Raw genomic sequence first — 20048 nt, forward strand, 5'->3', positions numbered from 1 at the left:
TGGGTGATGGTTTTATTTTCTTTTATCAATAACCAACGGTGTTTTGCCGCTGTGTTTGTTTCGAGTGAACGCTTGTTCCAAGCACACTTGAACTTCGACAGTTAACAGTTTGGCGTTTACGGCATTGGCCAGTGCTTGATGGCTCAGCAATGCGTTGCGAACCTGGTGGGCGTCTACATCCGTTAGAACTGTCAGCCGCTCGACGCCATCAGGGGCGTGGTCGAGAACAATCTGAATGGGTGCGCCGACGCTATCCTGCAGAGCCGAAGGCGAAATGAACTCCGTGCCCATTCGCATCAGCTTGCCATGGCGCTGGAGCAGTTCGAACCGGGGTGTGTCCAGCCCGCACGCGCAGGCTCCGGGTATCCAGCGACCGGTGTCACCCACGTCATATCGGCGCACGGTCTGGCCTTGCCGTGCTCGTGAAGTAAACAACAGGCGCCCGATCTCATTGGCCTGAACCGGTTCATCCCGTTCGATCTGCACAATTTCCAGATGCTGGGTGTCGCACATCAAGTGAAACACCCCGTTCGCGGTGGCTGCGCACGCATGTCCCAAGGGGCCGGCGTCGACGGAGCCATAGATCGCCGAGCGGATCATCGAGACCCCGCAGCTTTCCATGAGGCTCAGGCTGGTTTGGCCCGGATGCTCGCCGCCGAGGAACACTTTGCCTATACCTGCGTATGCGCGGAGTCGGGCCTGCTCGTTGAAAAACAGACGATGCAAGGTGCTCGGCATGCCAATCAGTGCGGTGACACGCTGGTCAACGATCAGTTGGGCGATTTCGCTGAAGTCATCGTCCTGGGGCGCCCCCATGGGGAAATGTGTGACGCCCATCTGTTCCAGTATTTTGGTAAAACTGAGGAAACCTCCGTACAGGCTGCCGCCGTAAAACAGGTTCATGATCCGGTCCTGTGAAGGATCGAGCCCGGCGGCGAACAGGCCGTCGGCCGCTGCGCGCATCTGCCGTTGAAAGTCGCGATAGCTGAAACCGGCGAGGGCCGGAGTGCCACTGCTCCCTCCTGAGCGAAAATACAATTGCGCCGCGGCGCCCATCGGCTGGGTCGTGAAGGTGTTTTTGTCCATGATCGGCGCATGGGCGGTGTCAGGGGGGGGCGGGAGCGGGTCGAGCGTTGCCCGGCCAGGCAATACATCCGGCGACAGACTCACCGAGAGGCGACGACTCAGACGCGTCAACGCGTAGACGCCATCATGGGGCTCACCGGCGTAGCCGTCATGAATCCCCGCGCAAGGCGCAATACGGGTGACCCCAGCGTTGACCAGCGTTCGCACAAGGCCTGGCGTTTCTGCCGCAGAGCAAATCAGCGCGCAACTTTGAAGGACCGTGCGCCAGGGCAACAGCGTCTCGGCGATCAAATGTTGCGGTACGGGTTTGAGCAGCACCGTGCGAAACAGTGGCGAAGGCGCGAGCGTCTGATGGTGTTCCCAGATGATCCGCCATCCGGGGCCGGCCCAGACCTGGCCGGTCTGGTTCGCAAAGCAGTAATCCAGTTGCGCCATGGTCATGCGGGTGGTGATCTCGCACGCTTCCTGGTCCGTAGGCACCAGCGCTGGCCAGTGCGACGCACGGCGCGTAAAGGCTTCGCTCAAACGCTTTCCCAGGTCCTGCAGGATGGCCGGATCGTTGCTGTCCACCAGCACCCATTGCGGACTGGAACACGCTTGCTGATCCAGACTGCAAACCTCATCCACCAATGCATCCAGCGCCGAAGAGTCAGCTGCGTCAGGCGACAGATAAGCGAAACTGATCCTGTGTCCCCAATCGATCCAGCGACATCCGGCGGGTATCTGCTGACGAATCGCCTTGAGCGCCTTTTCACCGCCCCAGGCTGACACGCCATCGGCCTGAGCGCAGAGTTCGGCTATCCGGGAAGTGCCCACGGGCAGCACGGCGACGAATTCGGCAAGCCGGCCACGGGCGTCGCACATCACAAAGGCAGCCAGCAATTGCGCTGTCAAACCCGCATCGCTGGCGCTGGGGCGTAACCAGTTGATGTTACCGGCCAGCAGGCTTTCGAGAACCGCGCAGAACGCCAGCATCGGCGCGTTTCCCGGTGTCACATGCACCACCAGCCCCAAGGGGTGCCAGCTTTCAAAGTGCGGTTGCCGGTAGTCGATACGCCTCAGCGAACGGGGTTGCGAACCCAGTTCCCGCTCAAGCTTCTTGCTCAGGTTGCTGCGCTGGCAGAACTCGATCAGCCCCTGACATTGATCGTCGTCCAGAGGTAGGTTCAGGCTGCGAGTCTGTAGTTGCGTGGCGAAACGGGCCGCGGTTTCGATGACGGTCTCGCTGTCGATCGGTGCAGAAAGCAATCCGGGCAATTGTTTCTGAAGGTGCTCGAGGGCGCTTTGCGGGGTAACGTCATCACGCAGTTGGCCATTGATGAGGTACATATCAAGCCCCTCCCAGCAATTCGGAAGCCGCCATGGCGCAGCTGCGACTGGCGGTGGTACCCGCGCGTCCGTGCAGCTCGAACCAATCGGTCGCCAGGCCGCATCCGCAATGTGCACCGGGGTGTAATGTCGCCAGATCGCCCATGACCACCGCGTGAGCAGGGCTTGACGAAATGTACGGGGAGACGAATTCCAGCAAGCCGCGCTGGCCGTATGGCTGGACCGTGAAATCGGATGGGTTGCGCACGAAAACCTTCGAGTAAAGGGGGGCATGAAAATGATGGCGGGCACATTGGATATAGGGCACGGCATGCTCGACGGCACCGTAGCCATCCCGGCAGCGGGACAGGTCGACACCCAATTGCCGATTGATTCGGGCATACAACTCAAGCAGGGGAATCTCTTGTGCTGCCTGGGTTTTCCAGCCGCCCCCCAAAAACACCAATGACTGGGCGGGTAGCTTGAGATTGGGTGCGGCGGTGTTTTCCATGTGCTGGAGCGCATGGGAAAGCAACGCAGGAAATCCGAGAATCCGCACAGGCAATCCCTCGTCGGCAAACTCCTGTAAGGCGCGAGTCACGCCAAACAGGTCGAACTCGTGACCTTCACCCGTGCGGCGCAAGCCGTAGACGACCCGATTGACGGGCGCATAGCTGCAGAGAAACTGGTCGGTGTAAGCGGTGCCCAAGGTGATGGCCGCCTCGGGTTCGTAGCTCAGGAGCAAGTAGTTGCAAGGGCTGTCCGGCGTATCCCAGCCGTAGTGCCGGAAAATGTGGCTCACCATGCCTTGAGCCGCTGCCATGCTGCGAAGGTCATAGCGCATGCGACTCTTCTGGCCGCTGGTGCCAGACGATGTCAGCTCCAACGCGCCTTCGCCGGTGGGGCCGAACAATAAGCGACGTTTGAAATAGTTGGCGAAAATCGGTGGCAATCTGGACCAGTCATCCAGCGTCTCCAGGTCCTTTGCCTCGAGCCCGTTGGCGTTTAGCCAGCGTTCGTAGCCAGGCGTGTGGTGACAATGAAACAGGCTGATTTCCCCCATCGCCTGGTCAAACAGGCCCTCGGGTACGGAATCCAGGCAATAGGGTTGCGTTAACGCGCAGAGCGCGTCGGTGTGAGGTAAATGGATCATCAAGAGACCTACTGTGTGGTGTCAGACGGCAAGCGAGATGTGAGAGCGCCGCAGAAACAGGCTTAATGGCGCCAGGCTCAGAAGCCCCGCAAGACCCGCCATCAGGGCGAAGGATTCGTGGCTGTCACCGGCACCGGCAGCCGCAATAAGCGAGCCGCCACCGCCCATGACGGCGATCGAGATCATGCCGATCATGGCCGAGACCAGGCCTTTGCTGTCGTCGCTGGCGAACAGCGCAAGCCGGTACAGCGCGGCATTACTCATGCCAAGTCCCACCGCATAAAGCGCCAGGCAGCTGATCAGCGCGACTGTCGAAGCACCGTAGAAGCTGACGGCGACTAGCGCGATGAGCCCGCCGCAAAACGGCCAAAGCGCGTATCGAATCAGTGATGGCAGTTCAGTGTTGGCAATCAGTCGGTTGAGAATCAGATTGCCGAGAATGACCGCCGCAAACACCGGGATTTGCCACAGGCCATAGTGCAGGGTTGAAAGCCCCTGGTTGTGGATCAGCAAGAGCGGCGCCAACCCGATCCAGGCAATCAAGGGCAGACTCATCACGCCCAGCGCGACGGCGGCGCAAAGGAATTGCGGGTTGGTCAGCAACGCGGCATAGCGGCGCACGGTGCCGTGCCATTCAAAACGCACGGCTTCCAGTCGCTGACCGTCGTGGCGCAGGGTGCCAACGGTTTCCGGCATGAACAGGTAAAGCCCGAGCCAGACCAGCACGCCGCCGATACCCAGCAGTAAAAACAATTCCCGCCAGGACAACCATTCCAGCAGCAGACTGCCGAGCAACGGCCCCAGAAGCGGGGAGAGCAGCGCAACGTTCCCCAGCAACGCCATGATTTTGACCGCGTCGGCTTCGCAGAAAACTTCTTGCAGGGCCGGGTAGCTGACCGCGATGACAAACCCCAACCCCATGCCCTGAATCAGTCGCAAGCCGTTGAACGCATAAATGCTTTGCACGTTGAACGCTGCGGCACAGGCCAGGGCGAATGCCGCACAGCCGATGAGCAACATCCGGCGGCGACCGAAGTGATCAGACAGCGGGCCAATCAGCCATTGCAGAAGCATGCCGCCGGCCAGATAAAGATTGAAGGCGTAGGGGACATGGTCGGGGCTGGCATCCAGTTGTCGGGTAACGGTCAACATGGCCGGCATAATCATGTCGCTGGCCATATAGGTCAGCAGTTCGAACAGAGTGATTGCAAGGCAAAAGCCAAACAAATGGTAGGGGCTGATATTGATTAAAGGCTTGTGCATGGCATCCCTGTCTTTGCTCAAAATTCAATAGCGGGTTTTATTGCGATGCCCCGAGAGTAATCATCGAATATCAATAGCTCAAATGGACGATTGAGACCGAAAGCTTCAATGGTTATCGCTATGTTTCGATGTGCACAGGGAAGGAAATAAGAAGTGAATATGCATGTACGAAAATGCCCGCGACAGGGCGGGCATTTGTTCAATAGTTATGGGGTGGGGTATTTGTCTTACGAATGAATGTTCATTTATTCACGCTTTATGACACAACCAACCCTTATCGATGCTGGTAATAACCCGGCCCGCCACGGTCGTAATGGTGACCGCCGTGCCAGCCGCCGTGGGGGAAAACGATGCAGCCGCTCAGTGTCAGGAGAGCGAGCAGGGGAATCAGCAGTGTGATTCGACGGAACATTTCAAAATCCTCATGGTTATCGCCGCTATGAAGCCAAAACTCTTCATCGGCTGTAACATGAGACCCCGTTTGTAGCGTCCCATCCCCGGAGAAAGGTAGGGGCTTGGCATGCGTTCTGATACAAACCGGATACATTTTTCAGGTTCAGGAACTCGCAATGACTCAGTCGCAACGTTTGAAATACTCGATTCTGATCTCCCTCGTGGTGTTGGGGATCATGTTCGGCCTTTCGTATCTGCAAAACGCAGGCGTCATCAGCGAGAAGCTGTTTCAGTACATCGCCATCGGCGTGGCGGTAATCGTGGTGGTGATCAATGGCATGATGCGTCGCAAGGTCAAACCCTGAACGACGCACCTTGAGCGGATCACTCGCGTTGGAGAATGGCTGCAGCGTGCGGATGCAGGCTGTAGCTTTTGTCTGCATTGAGCGTGATCACGCCTTCGCTGCACAAGCGTTTCAACACTTCTCGCACACTGAGAAAGGACAGGGGAATATCCAGGTCCAGCAAGTGGCTGTGCACGCCGCGGACGCCAAGGCTACGGTCGGTTTCGGCGGCAGTCAGCAAGGCGTCGATGACTTTCAGGCGGATCAGGCTGGTTCGCAGACCATAGCTTTTGAGCAACAGCCTGATCCGTTCGTTGCCATTGCGCTCGCCCCGTTGACTGAAAACACCGGAGCCCATGGCGGAGCCCTTTGGCGCATTGCTACCGTCCGTTGGCAGTTGCGAGTTGTACATGCAAAAACTCCTTTTCAGAGCCGGCCAGGAAATGTGATGGGTGCTCTCACTCAATAAGACGTACGAGCAAGGCAAATAATGAAGCCCCGAATGTAGAAATTTTGTCGCCATCACGTCAGCAGCCTGTGAGACGGCGGTAAAAAGCGTCTTTCACGGCCTAAATTTTTGTCATTTGTTTCGTTCCTAGGGGAAGGCGCAGTGCGTGTATGACGCAGGGTGTTTGTCTTTTCGATCAGGAGCGAGCGTGATTATTTCCAGGCAGTTAACCCGGTTGAGCCTTGCAGGCGTGTTGGTAGGCTTGAGTCTTGCGGCAAACGCACGCAGTCAGCCGGAGCAGGCGAGCGCTGACATTCGCCGGACCAGTTTCGGTGTGCCGCATATCCGCGCCGACAACGAGCGCGGGCTCGGTTATGGCATTGGTTACGCCTACGCTCAGGACAACCTGTGCTTGCTGGCCAATGAGGTCACTACGGTGAACGGCGAACGCTCACGCTATTTCGGCCCGGATCAGTTCACGGTCGAAGAACGCGAAAACCTGGTCAGCGATCTGTTTTTCAATTGGCTGAACACGCCACAGGCTGTCGAGGGTTTCTGGCAGGCGCAAACCCCGCCAGTGCGCGATCTCATTGAAGGGTATGTGGCGGGCTATAACCGTTCGCTGACAGAACGTCGGGTGCAGGGTTTGCCGCCGCAGTGTCAGGGCGACTGGGTGCGCGAGATTACCGCCCAGGATCTGGTCAAGTTGACGCGGCGCCTGCTGGTCGAAGGCGGATCAGGGCAGTTTGCCGAAGCATTGGCCGGTGCAACGCCACCCAAAGCCGTGGCTCATGTGGCAGGCGAACCGGTGTCGTTCCAGGTGGCCGCCTCGCGCATGCAGCGTTTTGCTCTGGATCGCGGCAGCAACGCCGTGGCAGTCGGCAGTGAACGTTCGTTCAATGGCCGCGGCATGTTGCTGGCCAATCCGCATTTCCCTTGGGTCGGCGGGATGCGTTTCTATCAAATGCACCTGACCATTCCCGGCAAACTGGACGTCATGGGCGCAGCGCTGCCGGGGCTGCCGATGATCAACATCGGTTTCAACCAGCACCTGGCGTGGACCCACACAGTGGACTCGTCCAAGCATTTCACCTTGTATCGCCTACAACTCGATCCCAAGGATTCGACCCGTTATCTGCTCGACGGCAAGTCATTGCCGATGAAGAAACAGACCCTGACCGTGAACGTGAAACAACCGGATGGCCAGACCAGACCGGTTTCTCATGTGGTCTACAGTTCGCAGTTCGGCCCGATCGTGCAATGGCCCGGAAAGCTCGACTGGGACAACCAGTTCGCCTACAGCTTGCGCGACGCCAATCTGGATAACGACCGGGTCTTGCAGCAGTGGTATGCAATGAACCGCGCGGTCAGCCTCAACGACCTGCAGGTCTCGGTGCACAAGATCCAGGGGATCCCGTGGGTCAACACCCTGGCGACGGATGATCAGGGGCAGACGTTGTACATGAACCTCTCGGTCGTGCCGAACGTCAGTGCCGACAAACTGGCCAGGTGCAGTGATCCGCGGGCCGGGTTGCAGATGATCGTCCTCGACGGTTCCAACAGTGCGTGTGCCTGGGACATCGACCCGACGGCTGCACAAAAAGGCATTTTTGCGGCAGACAAGTTGCCGCAGCTGTTGCGCAAGGATTTTGTGCAGCACTCCAACGATTCGGCCTGGATGGCCAACCCGGCGCAACCGCTCACCGGTTTTTCGCCCTTGATCAGCCAGGATGGCCAGCCATTGGGGCTGCGCTCGCGTTTTGCGCTGGATCGCCTGAACACGTTGAACAAGGCAGGTCCCATAGATGCGACGGATCTGCAACACATGGTGATGGACGACCAGGTGTATCAGGCGGCACAAGTGATGCCGGACCTGCTGCAGTTCTGTGCGGCGGCACTGGGTGCCGATGCACCAGCGCTCGCGCCGCTGTGTGCCAGTCTCAAGGCCTGGGATCGCAGTGCGAATCTGGACAGTGGTCTGGGGTTTGTGCATTTCCAGGATGTCATGGCGTCGCTACAGGAAACGCCTGATCTGTGGCGTGTGGCGTTCGATCCGAAAGACCCGCAACACACCCCGCGTGGCCTGGCGGTCGATCGTCCGGAAGTCGCAAAGGCAGTTCGCGAAGCGATGCTGGCGTCGGTCGCTCAGGTGAACAAGAGGGGGCTCAAGGCCGATAGTCGCTGGGGTGATATCCAGGTGGTCAGCAGCGGCGGTCAGCAGACACCGATTCACGGTGGACCTGGCACTCTTGGCGTTTATAACGCCATACAGAGCGTGCCAAGAACCGACGGGAAACTCGAGGTCGTCAGCGGTACCAGCTATTTGCAGGTGGTGACCTTCGATGACAAGGGACCGCAGGCCCAGGGGCTGCTGGCATTCTCGCTATCCAGTGACCCGGCCTCGCAGTACTCCAGAGATCAGACCGTGGCATTTTCCAGGAAGCAGTTGAGTGTGTTGCCGTTCACCGAACAGCAGATCACGTCCGATCCGCAGTATCAGGTTCAGACGATCCGCGAGCAGGATGAAAAAGCCGGGAAGGTGGCCGTACAGTAACGCTGAGGGTGTTTGAACGAAGCATGAAGGCCGCACCTTGCAAAAGTCGCGGCCTTCAGCTTTTTGGGGCTTGTTGCGGAATGGAATTGAGGACCGGATTGCCATCCTTGTTGCGGGTCAGGTAGACCGGTAACACCTTGGGCAGGGAAGCCACCAGGTTGTTGAGCTCTTTGATGTTGTAGATGCCGCCGATGCGAATCGAGCCAGTGCTGTTGTCGGCCACCATCACCGGTTTGCTCAAGTAGCGATTGATCAATGGCAATGCGTCGGTCAGCGCCAGATCATCGAGCACCAGTTTTCCGCTGCGCCAGGCCAGTGAGTTGTCATTGTCGTGAGTCTGACTGATCCGGGGAGTGAAGTCGCCGCGTCTATAGCTAGCCTGCATCGCTGGCTCGAGGCGCAAACCGTCACCTGTAACGGCGTCATTACTGCTCACCAGCACCGAACCTTCTATCAGGTTCACGCGTACCTGATCGTCATACATCCAGACGTTGAATTGGGTGCCGGTGACTCGAATCCTGCCTTCGGCCGCTTTGACAATGAAGGGGTGTCGAGTGTCATGGCTGACACTGAAGAAGGCTTCGCCTTTTTTCAGCGTAATCCGACGTTGATCCTTGTAGTTGCTGAACGTCAGCTCACTGCCCAGGTTCAGTTCCACCTGACTGCCATCGCTCAGGGTGACCTGGCGGACATTGTCGTTCGCCTCGAAATGTTGGTAGGAATTGGGTAGCCAGCCCAGGTTCCAGCCGCTATAGGCCGCCAGCGGCAATGCCATGGCGCAAACCGCGGCGGCGATCCCGAAGGTGCGCCAAGGCGTAGCAGGTTTGGCGCGGACCATCGGGACCACGGCTTCTGGACGTGGCAAGTCCCCCGCGACATCCCAGATCTCCAGCATGGCCTCGTACTCGAACGCGTGAAGCGGATGAGCGTCATGCCATTGCTCGAACGCCTGCCGCTCTTCAGCAGTGCAATCGTTGGCGTGCAGACGCATGCACCAATGCGCAGCGGCATCGGTGATTGCGTCATATTGGGCTTGCGAGAGAGGGTTGTCGGTCATTGACTCATCCTGATTTCCTGCATTCTAACCTTGTGAGGAAGTCTGCGAGAACAACCGTCATGGCAATTACCCATCAAACTGGCACTTATTTTTTAAAATTTACGGGGTGCTGGTGTGCAATTGGCGACCCAGATGAGTGATCAACCAGGTGACGCTGTCGGCGTTAGCGAGTTGCACCCCCAGTCTGATCAGTGGGTCTTTTTTGAAGGTTGTGCGGGCACCGCTGAGGTTGTCCTGGCCGGTCAAGGTCAAGATATGTTTCTTTATCCGATCCGTATTTCCATCAGAAGTATCACCCAGGTCCTCCCATTCACCGTCATCAGGGTTCAGGACTTTGAACAGCTGTGTATACGGCGTCTTGATTGACAATGCGCTGCCCTGAAGACCGCTTAAGGCAGTCTTGAGCTCAGTGGCATAAATACTGGCCGTTCCTATCAGGTCGACAAATGGTCTGCCGGTATCGAGATAAGAAATGTCTTCGGTATTGCAGGCAATGTGCGAAATCTCATGGATCAGGGTTGCCGCCCGGGCATGAGTGTTGATGGGGAAGGCGGAGTCGAACAGGTGTGGACGGTAGAAGTCGAAATTGGGAAAAAAGAAGTTTTCTGTCAGGTAAATTTTCCTTTTTACGTCCTTTGGAATGGTGAAGGCGTAGGTGTTTTCCGCGCTATCGAGGTGTTTTCCGATCACAAAACGCCTGGAATTCGGCTTTCTGAGTGTCGGTTCCAACAAGGCCGCAAAAACGTCGCCCAGGACTTTTTCGATCTTCTCCACATGTGCGTCCGTCACTGCGGGCACGTCGATAAAATCCATGATGAGCTGGTGCACGGGCGTGACCGTGCCGTCTGACGTTTTCAGCAGTTGCAGGTTGCGCAAGCTGTTCCATGCGTAGGTGGTTGCCAGATCCAGCGCCTCGTCAATCTGACGAGCCTTTTGCGGAAAAATTTGACGGATTTGGGGCATTCCACGGGCTTCGACATTAATGCTTACCCAAACCGAAATCGCGCTCTGTAGTCGGTTGACAAGGCTGAAGCGGGGCGCGGGTGTTCCCCTGTTCAGAACCCATTGTTTCGATTCGTTCAGACGTAGATAAGGGCCACGGTTGTTTGTGTCGCCGATACGCCAGCGGGTGCCGTGTTTTTCGACGGGATACACTTTGCCTTCAACCGGCCCGTAGTGTTTTTTTGTCGACGGATGAGAGTAGAGCCCAAGCCTGGAGTCGTGTGTCAGCGAACCCAGATCGACGTCAATGCTTTCATGACGCTTCAACTGCGTGCGCTCGGGTGAGGTGATGTCGATGGCCTGCCATTTGAGTCGGGTGACGGGCGTTTCTGGTGCCGGCACGCTGGACGTCGAAGGCTCCGTCACTGGATTCCCCATCGATTGCCGCAACGAGGCCAGTTGTGCAATGCCGCTGATAAATTCCTTTATCGCCGCCCCCCATTTGTGCGTTTGAAGGTCCTCGGCGGACTGCTTGATGTCGCGATAACTGCGCCACACCGTGATCGGGTAGGCCAGCTTGCCGGTCAAGAACGTAAGTGCCTCATGCAAATCTTCACCCAGCACATGCTTGATGGTTGCCCATTCACCCTGCTTGTTGTCATCGGTCTGACAACCGAGCAATCGGGTTAGTAACCCGACGTTGTCGTTGAACAAGTGTTTGAACAGATTCCCCTTGATTGGATTGGACGCCAGTGTCACTTCGGGGAGGCGGTTACTGGAGGTCGCCATCCTGTACTCAAGCTGTATCCGGTCAGGCTGCGCAAGGTTCATGAGTACCCAGTCGAGCAGGCCGCCGCGAGTCTTCAGTTCTGTCAGCAGTTGTGCTTCATTCTTGTATTCTTTCACTGCGTGCCGAGGGCTGTGAGGCGCGAGAAGGACCTGTGGCGCTGCACTATTCGCCGATGAGCCGATCAAATAGACGCCAGGTATTTTGATCGCCTGTCCGCTCTTGATACCCAGGAATTCAAGTGGGCGGATGATCGCGAGGGCGCCGTCGACAGCCGCGCGGGCGATGCCGTCGGGCATATCCATGACCTGGCGAATAAGGTCAAACCCGGTTTCGCTCAGGCGCTCTTGTAGTTTTTCCGAATGGGCGTAATGCATCAGTTGCCAGGGTAATTGTGCGTAAAACCGCTTCCTGCGGTCCGTTGCATTTGCCTGGGTGTCTGCAAAGGCTTCGTTCAATGTCTTTTGTTGATGTTCACCCAGCTTCAAGTTTCGTATCAGGTCCCTGATGTAGTTTTGGTCCATGTCCTCGGGAATCACGGCGGCATCCAGCGACGCCAGTCTGAAATGGGTTATGTCCAGATCCTTGAAATGGGTCAATGCAAAGTCGGTCAAGGTTTGAGTGCTGGCCGCAGACCTCGGGCGTGCGCTGATCAGGATCTGGACCTTGTCCGGATCAATGTCGAACGTATCTGCCTTGAGTTGTTTTTCAAGTTCGTGGTGCGCCGTGCGCGCCAGGGAACGTATGCCAGTGAGGTAGTCCTGATCGTCGGTGACATTGTTGAGGTATTGCTGAAGCAACTCGCCATGCAATATCTGATCTTTGATGGACGCCTTGGCCAGCCATGCGGGCAGTTTTTGCTGGGTCGTCAGGGATAGGGCAATGTCCGCCGCACGGTCCAACCCAGTCATCGGTTGGCGTAGCGCCACCAGCTTCAGAAGACTGGCCAGGGTTGTCGCGGGGAGCTTCGTGGCCAGCGCACCGGTGACGCACACCTGGTCCAGCTGGACATAGGGCTTTTGCACGTGATCGAGAAAATGCTCATCTATTCGCTGCAGCGGCGCCAGGGTGTAAGTCTTCCCGGCCACTCTCTCGCTACGTCCAAGGTTCTCCAGAAGGGTGGTGCGAACATCGGCGTCCTTGAGGCGTCGATCCAGCTCGCTCAGCAACGGAGTCAATGCCCTGAAGGCTTCAAATCCCGACGCCGGCGTCCACAAAATTGCCTTGCCCGAATGCTTCGGGTCCAGGCCTCCACGTTCAGTCAGCACAAAACAACTGGCCAGTTTCAACGGGGCCGTGGCTTCGCTTGCCTTCAAGGCCAAGGAAAATACGTCCGGCAAAAAGCCGTTCAATGCCGCTCGCTGCAAGCGTACCGGGGTATCAAGCACGGTTTTGATGATCGCCTGTTCCGTCGCACTCAGGGTGCGCATGACGGCGTGCAGATTCAATTCACTGCGCAATGCCGTTGACAGGGTGTGAGTGAAACTCGATTGCAAGCTCCCGAGCGACGAATCGACGATGCGCTGTGCCTCGGTAATTGTGCGGGTTGTTGTGGGAATGACTGGATGGTTGTCGAGGAGATGGTCGAGCGCCTGCTCTACGGAGGAGAGTCGCGCCAGCTGCTCTTTGGCCGACTCGGCGCGAACGGTGGCCGGTTGCGCGCTCCAGCGCTGGTCAGCGTGTGTACTCCAGCGTCCTTCGGTATCGGCCGCCAGCAGTCGATCGTCGATCAGTCCCCGGACATCCAGCGCCTTGTCGATCAAGGCTTGAGGATCCTGTGTACCGTCGCTTTCACGGTAACGGCTCAGCGCGTGGGACAGGTTCTCCCGCTGTTTGCCAAGGATGTCGTCCATCAATTGTTCAAACACCGGGCCGATGATCGGCTCACCGACAATGACACGCTCATCCGGCGCCAATGACAGTAACGTGCCGCGTTCGTCCGATGACATGAAGTTGAGCAGCGTGTCTTCATGGCCTTCGCTTTTCATCATCTCCAGGACGATTCTCCTGACAGCGGGCAGGTCGCTGGTCGCCTCGATACCTCTGGACTGTGTGTACAGAAAGCCCAGGGTTTCGCGGCTGCCGATCATCAAGGTCGAGGCCAGCTGCGCGTAATGCTTGAAGGGCGCGGTGATACGCACTTTTTCGATGCGAAGAGGATCGACGGTTTCAGGTTCGAGGCTGACATTCATCAGTCGCACGTATTCCTGCGTCGTTAGAACACCTTGCTGACGCTCAAGCAAAAGCTTCACGTGAAAGGTATCGCGCAAACCCTCGGCAAAAAACGCCGAGCGTGACTGCCCGTTAATCATCGGTGTGTTCCAGAACGTCTTGAGCAGGCTCTGCAAGTGAGGGGTAAAACTTTGCGCGATCTCTTTGACTGCGCTTTCCCAGGTCCGGTTATCGGCGTCGCTGCTCACACTGTGTTGGGGATTGGAAAAGACTCTGGAATCGCCAGCCGGCCACTGGTTGGTCAGGTAGTAATGCAGCAGGGCATCGCTCAGTGAAGGCGAGGAAAGCGTGTGCGGGTCATCGCTGCCGTTGGAGGCTGAAATCGTCCTGACAAAGCTCCTCAGTCGAGTAAGGCGCTGGTCCAGTTTGGGGAACGGTTTGTGCAACGCGTTCTTGAGGGTCTCGTCCAGCATCGATTGCAACGTTGGCAGCTTGACCAGTTCGCCCATCATCGTCTTGATGTTCTGAGCCTGATTGCGCTCGAGGGTGAGCTGCTGGTCCTGGAACACCGCTCCTTCGATTGTTTTCGTGGCAATGTCTGGCGCAGTGGCGGCCGCTAAAGCGCTGCGTTGTTCGATGGAGAGAAAGCGCAGCAGCTCACGCTTTCCGGTGGGCTGTGCCAACCATTCCTTGAGTCTGCTTTTGAGGTCCTCCATGTCCGCGAATTTGATCAGGCCTTTCCACGGGGTGTAGAGCGTGACTTCTCCAGCGTTGGGCCGGCTCATGGCAAAAGCGCCGGCCAGGGGGATATCGGGTGCATCAGGTACGCTTAAAAGCAGCTGGTCGACGTGCATGGGCTTGCTATTGGCGATGCGGATTTGATGCGTCGCCAGATAAACAACCTGCAACCACTTCAGGTCATCAATCGTGAAGGACAGTTCCTTTTCGCGTTCATCGGGCTGTCTGGCTCTGGATGCAATTTCTGCCTCGTCGAAAAAATACGGTAATGGACTACTCATGGTTTTCCTCGATGTGCTGCGATCGGCGGGTGATCGCAGGCCGTTGGATTGAGGAAAAACAGTACGGTCAATGGAAGGCACGGGTGCGGTACATATTGCTTGAGCCAAACAGGCTGTCGAGACTTGACAGGACGCCGGTAAAACAGCGCTTAATCGACAACTGTTTTGGGTTGCCCAGCAACCTTGTTTCACCCTGTTGCCCGTACTCAATAATAAAACTGGAGCTTCAGATGACCGCAACGCCCGAAGTGGCCGTCAGTTCGAACACTCAAACGCTCGATTTCGACGCGCTCGTTCTTTTGCTTGAGCAGATTTTTCAACGCCATGGCACCTCCGCCGAGGTGGCCAGGACACTGGCCCTCAACTGCGCCGGCGCCGAGCGCGATGGCGCCCATAGCCATGGCGTGTTCCGCATTCCCGGTTACGTGTCGACGCTCCAGAGCGGCTGGGTCAATGGCCAGGCCGTGCCGGTGGTCGAGGACGTGGCTTCGGGCTTTGTCCGGGTCGATGCCGGTAATGGTTTCGCCCAACCGGCCCTCGCGGCAGCACGCGGCTTGCTGGTGGAAAAGGCCCGCAGTGCCGGCATTGCAGTGCTGGCGATTCGTAACTCCCACCATTTCGCCGCCTTGTGGCCGGATGTCGAGCCCTTTGCCTATGAAGGGCTAGTGGCGCTGAGCGTGGTCAACAGCATGACCTGCGTGGTGCCGCACGGCGCCGATCGTCCGCTGTTCGGGACCAACCCGATTGCTTTCGCCGCCCCTCGGGCTGACGGCGATCCGATTGTCTTCGACCTGGCGACCAGCGCCATTGCCCATGGCGATGTGCAGATCGCCGCACGCAAGGGCGAGCGTTTGCCGCCGGGCATGGGGGTGGACGGTCTTGGCCAGCCGACCCAGGACCCGAAAGCGATTCTTGAGGGCGGCGCGTTGCTGCCGTTTGGCGGGCATAAAGGCTCGGCGCTGTCGATGATGGTGGAACTGTTGGCGGCGGCGTTGACCGGCGGCAATTTTTCCTTCGAGTTCGATTGGTCGAATCATCCGGGCGCCAAGACGCCGTGGACGGGCCAACTGTTGATCGTGATCGACCCGAGCAAGGCGGCCGGGCAGAATTTTGCCGAGCGCAGTCAGGAACTGGTCCGGCAGATGCACGGGGTAGGGCTCAAGCGTTTGCCGGGCGATCGACGTCACTTCCAGCGGGCGAAGGCCAGCACCGATGGCATCCCGCTCGACGCGCAGACGTTGGCGAATTTGCGGGCATTGGCCGGGCTCTGAGGTCCGCATAAAACCGGGGCATGAAAAAGGCGAGCGCAATGCTCGCCTTTTTGCTTTTGTACCTAAAGCAGAACCGCTTACCGCCGACCGAGCAACAACCCGACTACCAGGCCGAAACCGGCAGAGATCGCCACGGTTTGCCACGGATGACCACCGATGTAGGTTTCAGTGGCTTCGACCGCAGGTTTGGTCCGGTCACGAACGCTGGTGACGGAGTCCCGAGCCTGCTGAAGTTTCTGGGCGATCTGCCCACGAAGGGTGTCCGCTTCCTCACCCACCAGTGAGGCACTGCTTTTGAGCAGCTTTTCCGACTCTTCGATCAGAGCCTGAAGTTCGCTGAAGGCTTGATCCTTGATCTGGTCTTCGGCGATTTGTGCGGCGGTTTTCCGGGCCATTGAGGTACTCCTTGCAGATAAAAGGACAGTGAACAGTGGAGTCTGTCGTCAGTGAAAAAGTTGCAGTGGATTTCGCGTTGACCCAACCCAGACGAAAAATCCTGAGTCGGACATTTCTTCCTACAGTGTAAGATGTCGCCTATTTTACGCAGCAGGTAACTCCCATGAGCTTCAATCTGGCCGACAAACCCCTTGCCGAGCGCGCTGCGCTTGAAGATGAGAAATCCCGTCTGTTCGATCTCTGGCAAAGCAACCTGGGCAAGTCCAAGGGCGAGGCCGCACGACTGTTCGGTGAACGCGCCAAGCGCAAAGGCAAATGGGCGGAGTGGGTCCGTGCCGAACTTGACGGCATGTCGCCCCCGGAATTTGCGAACATGGTGCGCAGTGAAGTCAATCGCCTGATGGCTGCCAAGTAGCGCTCGTAAAACTTGCGACAATCGCTTCCCGCACTTTCAGCACCACCGGATCGAGCTGCGTACTGGTGCGCCAGCCCAGTTCGATCGGGTATCGCGGCAACGCCAGAGGGCAGGGCAGCAGTGCCAGTCCGCTGAGCGCCGCAATGCTTTGGGCCGCATGGGCCGGAATGGTCGCCACGGCCTGACTGCCCTTGAGCAAGTGCGGTAATGCCGCAAAATGTGTGGTCGAGGCGCACACACGCCGACTCAACCCCAGCGCCGCCAGCCCCTCATCGGTGATCCCGATAAAGCCGCCCGACGACACCAGAATGTGCTCGCGAGCGACGAACTCATCAAGGCTGAGGGTCTGCTGTCCCTCGGCCAGGCTGAGCGGGTCCACCAGGCACAGATAACCGCCTTCTCCCAACACCTGACGGCTGAGCAAGCGCTCGGCAAACCCGCCTGCGGTGATCGCCAGATCAATGCTGCGTTCCATCAACGCCTGGGCGACGATCTGGCTATGGGTCTGACGAAAGATCAACCGCAGCTTCGGCGCGACGCAGGCGATTTCCTCGATCAGCCGGCGCCCATAAGCGATTTCGAAATCATCGGACATACCCACGGTCACCGAACGCCCGTCGTAATGGTGAGCGTGCGGATCGACCATCGCCAGGCTCTGCCGGCATTTGTTCAGGGCATCGCTGACCACCGGTTTCAACTGATTAGCCTTGAGCGTAGGCGCGAGCCCTCGGCCGGTTCGCACAAACAACTGATCGCCATACACCTCGCGCAGCCTTCGCAATGCGGCGCTGACGGCTGATTGCGTCACGCCCAGACGCAACGCGGCCCGGCTGGCGCTGGACTCTTCATGCAGTGCTTCGAAGACTTTCAGCAGGTTGAGATCGACGGTGGCGATATTCATTTGGTTCATATCATTCAGCAGTGAATGGGGCTTTATTGATGATCCCGTGGCGCCTGAGAATGAGCAACACCTCATTGCTTTCGGAGTTACTGCGATGCCCAAGTCAATCGTTGCTGCACTGCAAATCGGCTCTTTACCCGGCGGCAAAGCCGAGACCCTGGAACAGATCCTTTCTTGGGAAAACGCGATTATCGAATCCGGCGCCGCGCTGGTGGTCATGCCGGAAGCGTTGCTCGGTGGCTACCCCAAAGGCGAGGGCTTTGGTACTCAGCTGGGTTATCGACTGCCGGAAGGGCGTGAAGCCTTTGCCCGGTATTTCGCCAATGCGATCGACGTGCCCGGCGTGGAAACCGAAGCGTTGGCCGGGCTGTCTGCGCGCACCGGCGCCAACCTGGTGATCGGCGTCATTGAACGCGCCGGCAGCACCTTGTACTGCACCGCGTTGTATTTCGATCCGCAGGCCGGGCTGGTCGCCAAGCACCGCAAACTGATGCCCACCGGCACCGAGCGGTTGATCTGGGGCAAAGGCGATGGCTCGACGCTGCCGGTGATCGACAGTCAGGTCGGGCGGATCGGCGCGGTGGTGTGTTGGGAAAACATGATGCCGCTGCTGCGCACCGCGATGTACGCCAAAGGCGTGGAGGTCTGGTGCGCGCCAACGGTGGACGAACGGGAAATGTGGCAGGTCAGCATGCGCCATATCGCCCATGAAGGACGCTGCTTTGTGGTCAGCGCCTGTCAGGTCCAGGATTCACCGCAAGCCTTGGGCGTGGCGATCGCCAACTGGCCGGCGGACCGGCCATTGATTGCCGGTGGCAGCGTGATCGTCGGGCCGATGGGCGATATTCTGGCGGGACCGTTGCGTGACAGCGCCGGTTTGCTCACCGCAGAAATCGACACCGATGACTTGGTCCGCGCCCGTTACGACTACGACGTGGTCGGGCACTACGCGCGCCCGGACGTGTTTGAGTTAACGGTGGATGAGCGGGCCAAGCCTGGTGTGCGCTTCACCGCGTGACCGGGACATCCGGGTTCTCCATGACCCGCAGGATCGAGGCTTCCGGATCGAAATCGTCCTCTTCCAGCTCAATGAACTCTTCGGGCAGGAAGATATTCAGCACGATTGCGCACAGCGCGCCGACGGTGATCGGCGATTCGAAGATGTTGTGCAGCGCCTTCGGCAACTCGCGCAGCACTTCCGGAACCGCCGCGACACCCAGGCCCATGCCGAGCGAAATCGACACGATCAGCATGTTGCGCCGATGCAGGCCGGCTTCGGCGAGGATCTTGATCCCGGCAACGGCGACGGTGCCGAACATCACCAGTTCAGCACCGCCGAGTACCGGTTTGGGCATCAGTTGCAGCACCGCGCCGATCATCGGGAACAACCCCAGCACCACCAACAAACCGGCAATGAAGAACGCCACGTAGCGGCTGGCCACGCCGGTGAGCTGAATCACGCCGTTGTTCTGGGCGAAGGTCACCATCGGCATGCTGTTGAACACGGCGGCCATGGCCGAGTTGAGGCCATCGGCGAGCAGGCCGGACTTGATTCGGCGGAGGTAGATCGGGCCTTTGACCGGCTGCCGCGAAATCATTGAGTTGGCGGTCAAGTCACCGGCGGCTTCCAGTGGCGACACGAGGAAAATCACCGCCACCGGCACAAACGCCACCCAATCGAAGTTAAAGCCGTACTTGAACGGCACCGGTACGCTCATCAGCGGTACGTCGGGCAGGCTGGCGAAGTTGACGTCACCCATCAGCCAGGCCACGACATAACCGAGGGTCAGGCCGATGACGATCGCACCGAGACGCAGGAACGGCACATCGACCCGGTTCAATACCACAATCGTTCCGAGCACCAGGGCGGCCAGGGCCAGATGACTGGCCGCGCCGAGGTCCGCCGCACCGAAGCCGCCGGCGATGTCGGTCATGGCGACTTTGATCAGCGACAGGCCCATCAGCGTGATGATCGTGCCGGTCACCACCGGGGTGATCAGCATGCGCAATTTGCCGATGAACTGGCTCAACACCACTTCGATGAAGGCCGCGAAAAAGCATACGCCGAAGATGGTCGACAGGATCTCATCGGTGCCGCCACCCCGGGCCTTGACCATGAAGCCGGCACTGAGAATCACGCTGATGAATGAGAAGCTGGTGCCTTGCAGACACAGCAGGCCGGAACCGATCGGGCCGAAACGTCGTGCCTGAACAAACGTGCCCAGCCCCGAAACGAACAGGGCCATGCTGATCAGGTACGGCACTTCGCTTTGCAGGCCGAGGGCGCCCCCCATGATCAGGGTCGGGGTGATGATGCCGACGAAACTGGCGAGCACATGTTGCAGGGCGGCGAAGACGGTGGCGGTCAGAAGCGGGCGGTCGTCGAGGCCGTAAATCAGGTCGTTATTACGCGGGGCGGGGGCTTTTTCAGAGGCGGTCATGGTGGTGTGCATGCCAGAAGGCGGGCCGGGTCAAAAAATGGAGGCGCAGGATGCCAGCAGCGGGCATCGAGGGCAAACGATACAGAGGCGGTGTACGC

At 58.5% G+C, this 20048-nt stretch carries 15 protein-coding genes; 5 read left to right on the plus strand and 10 right to left on the minus strand.

Going from position 1 to position 20048, the window contains the following annotated elements:
- Positions 1 to 12 precede the first annotated feature (12 nt).
- The 4 genes from ABH912_RS04765 to ABH912_RS04780 all read right to left on the minus strand — a co-directional run bounded on the left by ABH912_RS04765 (position 13) and on the right by ABH912_RS04780 (position 5222).
- The gene (locus ABH912_RS04765) at positions 13 to 2415 is read right to left on the minus strand and encodes an acyl-CoA reductase (RefSeq protein WP_429509770.1); all 2403 of its coding nucleotides are present in this window, start codon (positions 2413 to 2415) and stop codon (positions 13 to 15) included.
- Position 2416: 1 nt separating this feature from the next.
- Positions 2417 to 3547 (minus strand): acyl-protein synthase, encoded by a 1131-nt coding sequence (locus ABH912_RS04770; RefSeq protein ID WP_429509772.1) that lies wholly within the window; start codon positions 3545 to 3547, stop codon positions 2417 to 2419.
- Between the two features lie 21 nt (positions 3548 to 3568).
- Positions 3569 to 4810, minus strand: coding sequence for an MFS transporter (locus tag ABH912_RS04775; RefSeq protein ID WP_429509774.1), 1242 nt, complete (start codon positions 4808 to 4810; stop codon positions 3569 to 3571).
- Positions 4811 to 5084: 274 nt separating this feature from the next.
- Complete coding sequence (locus tag ABH912_RS04780; protein ID WP_008155215.1) at positions 5085 to 5222, minus strand: hypothetical protein; 138 nt, start codon at positions 5220 to 5222, stop codon at positions 5085 to 5087.
- Positions 5223 to 5379: 157 nt separating this feature from the next.
- Between ABH912_RS04780 and ABH912_RS04785 the strand changes: the two genes are divergently transcribed.
- On the plus strand, positions 5380 to 5568 hold the full coding sequence (locus ABH912_RS04785) for a hypothetical protein (RefSeq protein WP_033055104.1): 189 nt from the start codon (positions 5380 to 5382) through the stop codon (positions 5566 to 5568).
- A 19-nt stretch (positions 5569 to 5587) separates the two neighbouring features.
- Here ABH912_RS04785 and ABH912_RS04790 read toward each other — a convergent pair whose 3' ends face one another.
- Entirely contained in the window at positions 5588 to 5959 is a 372-nt protein-coding gene (locus ABH912_RS04790) for a fe2+ zn2+ uptake regulation protein (RefSeq protein ID WP_033055102.1), read from the minus strand.
- Between the two features lie 244 nt (positions 5960 to 6203).
- On the opposite strand from ABH912_RS04790, the gene ABH912_RS04795 reads away from it, so the two are divergent.
- A complete protein-coding gene (locus ABH912_RS04795) occupies positions 6204 to 8549 on the plus strand; it encodes an acylase (RefSeq protein ID WP_429509776.1) in 2346 nt (781 codons plus the stop codon).
- Positions 8550 to 8604: 55 nt separating this feature from the next.
- Here the strand turns inward: ABH912_RS04795 and ABH912_RS04800 are convergent, their stop codons facing one another.
- Positions 8605 to 9606 carry a FecR family protein gene (locus ABH912_RS04800; protein WP_429509777.1) on the minus strand — a complete coding sequence of 334 codons (1002 nt, stop codon included), beginning with the start codon at positions 9604 to 9606 and terminating at the stop codon, positions 8605 to 8607.
- 99 nt (positions 9607 to 9705) lie between these two features.
- On the minus strand, positions 9706 to 14526 hold the full coding sequence (locus ABH912_RS04805; RefSeq protein WP_429509779.1) for a dermonecrotic toxin domain-containing protein: 4821 nt from the start codon (positions 14524 to 14526) through the stop codon (positions 9706 to 9708).
- A gap of 230 nt (positions 14527 to 14756) precedes the next feature.
- On the opposite strand from ABH912_RS04805, the gene ABH912_RS04810 reads away from it, so the two are divergent.
- Positions 14757 to 15797 carry an Ldh family oxidoreductase gene (locus tag ABH912_RS04810; protein WP_429509780.1) on the plus strand — a complete coding sequence of 347 codons (1041 nt, stop codon included), beginning with the start codon at positions 14757 to 14759 and terminating at the stop codon, positions 15795 to 15797.
- Positions 15798 to 15874: 77 nt separating this feature from the next.
- Here ABH912_RS04810 and ABH912_RS04815 read toward each other — a convergent pair whose 3' ends face one another.
- Positions 15875 to 16192: a DUF883 family protein gene (locus ABH912_RS04815; RefSeq protein WP_429509781.1), complete on the minus strand. Its 318-nt coding sequence runs from the start codon at positions 16190 to 16192 to the stop codon at positions 15875 to 15877.
- 164 nt (positions 16193 to 16356) lie between these two features.
- On the opposite strand from ABH912_RS04815, the gene ABH912_RS04820 reads away from it, so the two are divergent.
- Positions 16357 to 16608 (plus strand): hypothetical protein, encoded by a 252-nt coding sequence (locus tag ABH912_RS04820; RefSeq protein ID WP_008155229.1) that lies wholly within the window; start codon positions 16357 to 16359, stop codon positions 16606 to 16608.
- On the opposite strand, the gene ABH912_RS04825 is transcribed toward ABH912_RS04820, so the two are convergent.
- Positions 16583 to 17518 carry a LysR substrate-binding domain-containing protein gene (locus ABH912_RS04825; protein WP_429509783.1) on the minus strand — a complete coding sequence of 312 codons (936 nt, stop codon included), beginning with the start codon at positions 17516 to 17518 and terminating at the stop codon, positions 16583 to 16585. The genes ABH912_RS04820 and ABH912_RS04825 overlap by 26 nt on opposite strands.
- A gap of 85 nt (positions 17519 to 17603) precedes the next feature.
- Here ABH912_RS04825 and ABH912_RS04830 point away from each other — a divergent pair, with 85 nt between their 5' ends.
- Positions 17604 to 18527, plus strand: a complete 924-nt coding sequence (locus ABH912_RS04830; protein ID WP_429509785.1) for a carbon-nitrogen hydrolase family protein — start codon at positions 17604 to 17606, stop codon at positions 18525 to 18527.
- Here the strand turns inward: ABH912_RS04830 and ABH912_RS04835 are convergent.
- Positions 18517 to 19950, minus strand: coding sequence for a nucleobase:cation symporter-2 family protein (locus ABH912_RS04835; protein WP_429509787.1), 1434 nt, complete (start codon positions 19948 to 19950; stop codon positions 18517 to 18519). The two genes, ABH912_RS04830 and ABH912_RS04835, sit on opposite strands and share 11 nt — an antisense overlap.
- Between the last annotated feature and the right edge of the window lie 98 nt (positions 19951 to 20048).

Origin of the sequence: Pseudomonas sp. BT76 TE3572, from assembly GCF_050435365.1 — a bacterium.
Classification (GTDB): domain Bacteria; phylum Pseudomonadota; class Gammaproteobacteria; order Pseudomonadales; family Pseudomonadaceae; genus Aquipseudomonas; species Aquipseudomonas fluorescens_W.

Coding starts and splice junctions, on each gene's coding strand:
- ABH912_RS04775 (WP_429509774.1), bottom strand. CDS start 4,810: ATGCACAAGCCTTTAATCAATATCAGCCCCTACCATTTGTTTGGCTTT.
- ABH912_RS04780 (WP_008155215.1), bottom strand. CDS start 5,222: ATGTTCCGTCGAATCACACTGCTGATTCCCCTGCTCGCTCTCCTGACA.
- ABH912_RS04770 (WP_429509772.1), bottom strand. CDS start 3,547: ATGATCCATTTACCTCACACCGACGCGCTCTGCGCGTTAACGCAACCC.
- ABH912_RS04790 (WP_033055102.1), bottom strand. CDS start 5,959: ATGTACAACTCGCAACTGCCAACGGACGGTAGCAATGCGCCAAAGGGC.
- ABH912_RS04800 (WP_429509777.1), bottom strand. CDS start 9,606: ATGACCGACAACCCTCTCTCGCAAGCCCAATATGACGCAATCACCGAT.
- ABH912_RS04820 (WP_008155229.1), top strand. CDS start 16,357: ATGAGCTTCAATCTGGCCGACAAACCCCTTGCCGAGCGCGCTGCGCTT.
- ABH912_RS04785 (WP_033055104.1), top strand. CDS start 5,380: ATGACTCAGTCGCAACGTTTGAAATACTCGATTCTGATCTCCCTCGTG.
- ABH912_RS04810 (WP_429509780.1), top strand. CDS start 14,757: ATGACCGCAACGCCCGAAGTGGCCGTCAGTTCGAACACTCAAACGCTC.
- ABH912_RS04830 (WP_429509785.1), top strand. CDS start 17,604: ATGCCCAAGTCAATCGTTGCTGCACTGCAAATCGGCTCTTTACCCGGC.
- ABH912_RS04805 (WP_429509779.1), bottom strand. CDS start 14,526: ATGAGTAGTCCATTACCGTATTTTTTCGACGAGGCAGAAATTGCATCC.
- ABH912_RS04835 (WP_429509787.1), bottom strand. CDS start 19,950: ATGACCGCCTCTGAAAAAGCCCCCGCCCCGCGTAATAACGACCTGATT.
- ABH912_RS04815 (WP_429509781.1), bottom strand. CDS start 16,192: ATGGCCCGGAAAACCGCCGCACAAATCGCCGAAGACCAGATCAAGGAT.
- ABH912_RS04765 (WP_429509770.1), bottom strand. CDS start 2,415: ATGTACCTCATCAATGGCCAACTGCGTGATGACGTTACCCCGCAAAGC.
- ABH912_RS04825 (WP_429509783.1), bottom strand. CDS start 17,518: ATGAACCAAATGAATATCGCCACCGTCGATCTCAACCTGCTGAAAGTC.